The organism is Streptococcus sp. SCPM-O-B-15304 (M98), assembly GCF_058200215.1.
On the sequence record NZ_JBYQGQ010000040.1, the window covers coordinates 1 to 466 of the forward strand.

1 protein-coding gene is annotated in these 466 nt (G+C 41.6%); it reads left to right on the top strand.

Going from position 1 to position 466, the window contains the following annotated elements:
- A partial coding sequence (locus tag AC3E7H_RS09945) for an SspB-related isopeptide-forming adhesin (protein ID WP_490676510.1) occupies positions 1-466 on the top strand: 466 nt, incomplete at both ends.

A 466-nucleotide genomic window follows, 5' to 3' on the forward strand; every position in this document is an offset into this window, starting at 1 on the left:
TTGATGATGATAAAGAGTTGGCAGACAAGTACGCAGATACCAATGCGAACCCATATGCGGACGATGCATCAAACAACGAAGCTCAAAACTTGAACACCAAGACTGTGAAACGTGGCGACAAGTTGGTTTACCAAGTATGGTTGGATACAACTAAATTTGACGCAGCTAACAAGGACAACATCCAATCAGTAGGAATCTCAGATGACTACGATGAAGCTAAATTGGAACTTGATTCTACTAAGATCAAAGCTTACGATTCAGTAACAGGCGCAGAAGTAACAGATAAATTCGATATCACTGTGAACAACGGTGTGATCACTGCAACTCTTAAAGCTGGCTTCACTAAGTCACTTGGAGACGCAGAAGATACTCAAATCATCGATACAACTAAGTTCGCATTCGGACGTTACTACAAGTTCGACATCCCAACAACAGTGAAAGCTGATGTACCTGGTGGTGTAGATAT